Raw genomic sequence first — 4,708 nt, 5'->3', positions numbered from 1 at the left:
CGCGATGGCGAACAGCACGAAGCCGACGTGCAGCATCGTGTTCGGATGGCGAATGCGCGTGACGACGCGGCCGTTCATGATGCTGCCGATCGTGATGAACACGACGAGCGGCGTGATCACGAGCCCGGCCTCTCTCGGCGACATCCCGAAGCCGCCCTGGAACAGCAACGGCGCGTAGAACAGGAGCGAGAACATCGAGAAACCGGCGAGGATCGCGAGCACGAAGAGGGCCGACAGCGCGCGGTTGCCGAACATGTCGAACGGCAGAATCGGCTGCGCGCAGCGCTTTTCCCAGTGCCACAGGCCGATGCCCGCCGCGACCGCGACGACGAGCAGCAGCGACGCCCAGCTCGCGACGCCGTACTTCGGCAGCCATTCGACGAACAGTTGCAGCGCACCGAGCGACAGCGCGATCAACAGCGCGCCCGGCCAGTCGAGCCGCATCTTGCGGTCGTGCTCGACGTGGCGCAGGTGCGGCAGGTAGCGCCACACGAAGAACAGCGACAGGATGCCGATCGGCAGGTTCACATAGAACACCGAGCGCCAGCCGAACGACTGGGTCAGCACGCCGCCGAGCGACGGGCCGACCGCGTTCGCGATACCGAACGCCGAGCTCATCAGCACCTGCCAGCGCAGCCGCACGACGGAATCGGGAAACAGATCGGGAATGCACGCGAACGCGGTGCCGACCAGCATCCCGCCGCCGATTCCCTGCAGCCCGCGCGCGAGCACGAGATACAGCATGTCGTTGGCCATCCCGCACAGCACCGACGCGCCGGTAAACACGACGATCGACGCGATCACGAACGGCTTGCGGCCGTAATAGTCGCCGAGCCGGCCGAAGATCGGCACCGTGATCACGGAACTGAGCAGGTACGAGGTCGCGACCCACGCGTACAGGTCGAAGCCGCGGAGTTCGGCGACGATGGTCGGCAGCGCGGTGCCGACGACCGTCTGGTCCAGCGCGACCAGCATGGTGACGAACGAGATCCCGATCATCGCGAGCAGCGATTCGCGGAACGGCAGGACTTGCCCGCTCGAATGGTGGGCGGCGGTATGAACGGCCATTTTTTGTCGATGCAACTTTTGCCGGGTCAAATAATCTCAAAATTCTAGCATGCCGGAGTAATCTAGGCTGACGATAGGTTCAGGGCCTGTTCAGGCCAAGGAGAAAGATGGAACCGATTTCAATCACCCCTGCGACGGCGCTTTCGCCGGAGGATCGGGACGCGCTGCGGCGCGCGAAGCAGGTGCTGGAAAGCCCGTCGCTGACGATGAAGCTGACGGGCGTGCTCGGCGCGCCGGTCGAGAAAATGATCGCGCGGCTGCCGGACTTCGCGACCGGCAAGATCAACGACGCGACGCAGCTCGCGCTGCGCAAGTGCCTGAACATCGCGCTGCGCACGCTCGGCAAGCCACAGGCGCCGGACGCCGAGCCTGAAAAGCCCAGCAACCTGCTGCACAAGCTCGCGGTCGCGACGACCGGCGCGGCGGGCGGCGCGTTCGGCTTTCTCGCGCTGCCGGTCGAGCTGCCGGTCACGACCACGCTGATCTTCCGCTCGGTGTGCGACATCGCGCGCAGCGAGGGCGAGGACCTGACGTCGGTCGATACGCAGCTGCAATGCCTGGCCGTGCTGGGCATGGGCGGCAACCCGGACAAGCAGGAGGAAGACGCCGATCTCGGCTATTTCGTGCTGCGCGGCGCGCTCGCGCAGGCGATCTCGAAGGCGTCGTCGGACATCACCGCGAAAGGCATCGCCGCGCACAGCTCGGCGGCTGTCTTCAAGCTCGTGCAGACGGTGGCGTCGCGCTTCTCGGTGCAGGTGACCGAGCAGATGGCCGCGAAGTCGATCCCGGCGATCGGCGCCGTGCTCGGCGCGACCGTCAACACGCTGTTCATCGACCACTTCCAGCAGATGGCGCACGGCCACTTCACCGTGCGCCGGCTCGAACGCAAGTACGGCTCGGTGGCCGTCCAGGCCGCCTATCAGGCCATCGACGCCTCGCCCGCGCGCTGAACCGCACGTTCGACCGCGACGCGGCGCAGGAACGCGGCCGCGCGGTCGAGCGCGTCGCGCGCTTCCGGCACCATCGGCGCGTACAGTTGCCACACGTGCGGCATGTCGGGCCACACCTCAATTTCAACCTGAACGCCGGCCGCCTTTGCCTTCTCGGCGACGCGGCGCGAATCGTCGAGCAGCACCTCGGTGCTGCCGACCTGGATATACAGCGGCGGCAGGCCCGTGAAATCGGCGTAGAACGGCGACGCGTACGGATGCGTCGCCGGCGCGTCGCCGAGATACAGCTTCGCCGCCTTCGGCAGCGCCGCGGCCGCGAACATCGGGTCGACGCCGTCGTTGCTGCGCATCGTGCCGCCGGTGCCGGCCAGGTCCGTCCACGGCGAGAACAGGATCGCGCCGGCCGGCAGCGGCTCGCCGCGATCACGCAGCGCGACGAGCGTCGCGAGCGCGAGGCCGCCGCCCGCCGAATCGCCGCCGAACACGATCGACTCGGGCGGCGTGCCGAGCGCCAGCAGTTGCCGGTACGCGGCGAGCGCATCGTCGAGCGCGGCCGGGAAGCGGTTTTCGGGCGCGAGCCGGTAGTCGAGCGAGAACGAACGCACGCCCGCGCGCTTCGTCAGCCCGAACACCAGCGGCCGATGGGTTTTCGTCGAACAGAAGTAGTAACCGCCGCCGTGGAAATACAGCAGCGTGCGGCCCGGCCCGCGCCCCGCGGCCGCATCGGTGCGTTCGAGCCATTCGCCGCGCAGCGGCGCATCGCCAGCGCCATAGCACTGCCGCAGCCGGTAGCCCGACGGCGGGCGGCGCGGCACGAACATCCGCAGGTCGGTAAAGCGCCGGGCACGCGCGGGGTCGAGCACCTCGCGCGTGGTCTCCGGACGAAACTGCCAGCGCAGCAGCCAGCAGGCGAACTTGCTTTGCCAACTCATCGGACGCACTCCGTCATCACAGTGTGACGATGGTACGTTCAAACGTTCCCGCGTCGCTCGACAGGTGCCTCTACATCAAACGCCGGCGCTCAGTTCGCCGGCATCACCTGGCCGCGGATCTCGCCGGACGGGTGCTCCTTCGTATGGATGTTGAAGTACCACTTGCCGCCCATCAGGTCGGTGACCTGCTCGTCGGTGAGCGCCTTCGAACCCTTGATCGGACTCGCCAGTTCGTCCTTCGGAATCGGCACCTGCACGCCGGCGTTCTGGCCGACCGGCGCGGGCCCGTGGAAATGCGCGGCGGTGGCCGGGCCCGAGAGGTGTTCGTAAGTGACCGTCCACTGCAGCATGTGGGTGGCCGTGTCGTAGGTGGCGGCGACGGTGCCGGAGCCCTTGGTCGCCGTCGGCGGCACTTCGCTCGACGGCTGCAGACTGGCGGACAGGCGCACCGTTTCGGCGGCGGCGCTGCCGGCGGCCAGCACGCCCGCCAATAACGCGACCTGGAGCAAACGCAGCTTGAGCATGGATTCTCCTTGTACGACGTGGTACGCCGCGCGAGCGGCGGCGTCATCCCTGATGGTAGTCGATCGGCGCCCGGTCCGGCAGACTGCCGGAACCTGGAAGAGACCTTTGCAGCATGGCCTCTGAATCCGTGCGCGGCCTTTCGCTACACTTCGTTTCACAGTTGCTTGTTTCCTTCGTCCGAAGGAGTCTGCGAGTATTCACGCGGCCGCCCCGGCCGCGTTTTTTTGCGTGTCCCGAACGACACGCGGCATGCCGCACGCGGATTCCGCTTTTCCGTTCTCTCCATTACCAAGCAGCACGAAGCATTTCTCTTCGCGTACACCACGCGACCGACGCGCGTCCCGCCAGTCACCAGGACGAGCCAGCGTACCCGCATGTTGTCGCGATACGTGTAATACGTTATTGCGCCAACCCGGGTCGACACGTGTTTTCCTGCGCAGGAAAATGCTCGCGTGTTGTCGTGACTGGAAAGTGAACCGTGCCGGCCCGTCCCCCGATGCCCTGCCCGACCCGCCCCGTCCGTGTCCGTCCGCTGCTGGCGGGTCTCTGCTCCGTCGCCGCCCTTTACGGCGCGCCCGCCGACGCGCAGGAGTTCTCGCTGTTCACCGGCCCGCTGTGGGGCGGCGGGCAACGCACGTATTCGTGGGCGTTCGATTACCAGGAAGGCTTGAGCCCGCATACCGCGCTCGGCTTCACGTGGTACAACGAAGGGCATATTCCGAATCACCACCGCGACGGCCAGGCGGTGCAGTTCTGGGGCCGCGTGCCGCTCGAGAACCGCCGCCTGGTGCTGTCGGCCGGCGCGGGCCCGTATCGCTACTTCGACACGGTGCCGGCCGCCGAAGGCCGCGGGTATTCGAATACGCATGGCTGGGGCGTACTGATGAGCGTGCGCGCCGCGTACTACACGTCGCACCGCTGGATCGCGCAGCTTCAGGTCAACCGCGCGCACGTGTTCAGCGGGCCCGACACGACATCGGTGATGTTCGGTGTCGGCTACCAGCTCGATGCGCCCGACACGCCGGGCCCGCGCGACACCGCGCTGCCGCGCACCCGCAAGGTCACGCACAACGAAGTCACCGCGATGCTCGGCGAGACGATTCTGAACAGCCGCTCGTCGCCGTCGACGCTCGGCGGCAGCCTCGAATACCGGCGCGGCCTCACGCGTTCGATCGACTGGACCGCGACGTGGATGTACGAAGGCGCGAAGCAGGCGGTCCGCCGCAACGGCAT

At 67.3% G+C, this 4,708-nt stretch carries 5 protein-coding genes; 2 read left to right on the top strand and 3 right to left on the bottom strand.

The features are described from left to right. Positions 1 to 1,068, bottom strand: a 1,068-nt coding sequence (locus tag JMF90_RS24835) for an MFS transporter (protein ID WP_201325544.1), incomplete at its 3' end; no start/stop codon positions are given. 107 nt (positions 1,069 to 1,175) lie between these two features. Here JMF90_RS24835 and JMF90_RS24830 point away from each other — a divergent pair. Further along, entirely contained in the window at positions 1,176 to 2,018 is an 843-nt protein-coding gene (locus tag JMF90_RS24830) for an EcsC family protein (RefSeq protein ID WP_011546200.1), read from the top strand. Here the strand turns inward: JMF90_RS24830 and JMF90_RS24825 are convergent. After that, entirely contained in the window at positions 1,988 to 2,950 is a 963-nt protein-coding gene (locus JMF90_RS24825; RefSeq protein WP_011546201.1) for an alpha/beta hydrolase, read from the bottom strand. The two genes, JMF90_RS24830 and JMF90_RS24825, sit on opposite strands and share 31 nt — an antisense overlap. Positions 2,951 to 3,039: 89 nt before the next feature. After that, the gene (locus JMF90_RS24820; RefSeq protein ID WP_006477821.1) at positions 3,040 to 3,474 is read right to left on the bottom strand and encodes a CHRD domain-containing protein; all 435 of its coding nucleotides are present in this window, start codon (positions 3,472 to 3,474) and stop codon (positions 3,040 to 3,042) included. A 497-nt stretch (positions 3,475 to 3,971) separates the two neighbouring features. Between JMF90_RS24820 and JMF90_RS24815 the strand changes: the two genes are divergently transcribed. Further along, a partial coding sequence (locus tag JMF90_RS24815) for a hypothetical protein (RefSeq protein ID WP_201325545.1) occupies positions 3,972 to 4,708 on the top strand: 737 nt, incomplete at its 3' end.

Origin of the sequence: Burkholderia sp. E168m23 (assembly GCF_016586125.1) — a bacterium.
Classification (GTDB): Bacteria; Pseudomonadota; Gammaproteobacteria; order Burkholderiales; family Burkholderiaceae; genus Burkholderia; species Burkholderia orbicola.
The sequence above is the reverse complement of the archived record's forward strand: the minus strand, read 5'-3'. Positions and strand labels throughout refer to the sequence as shown.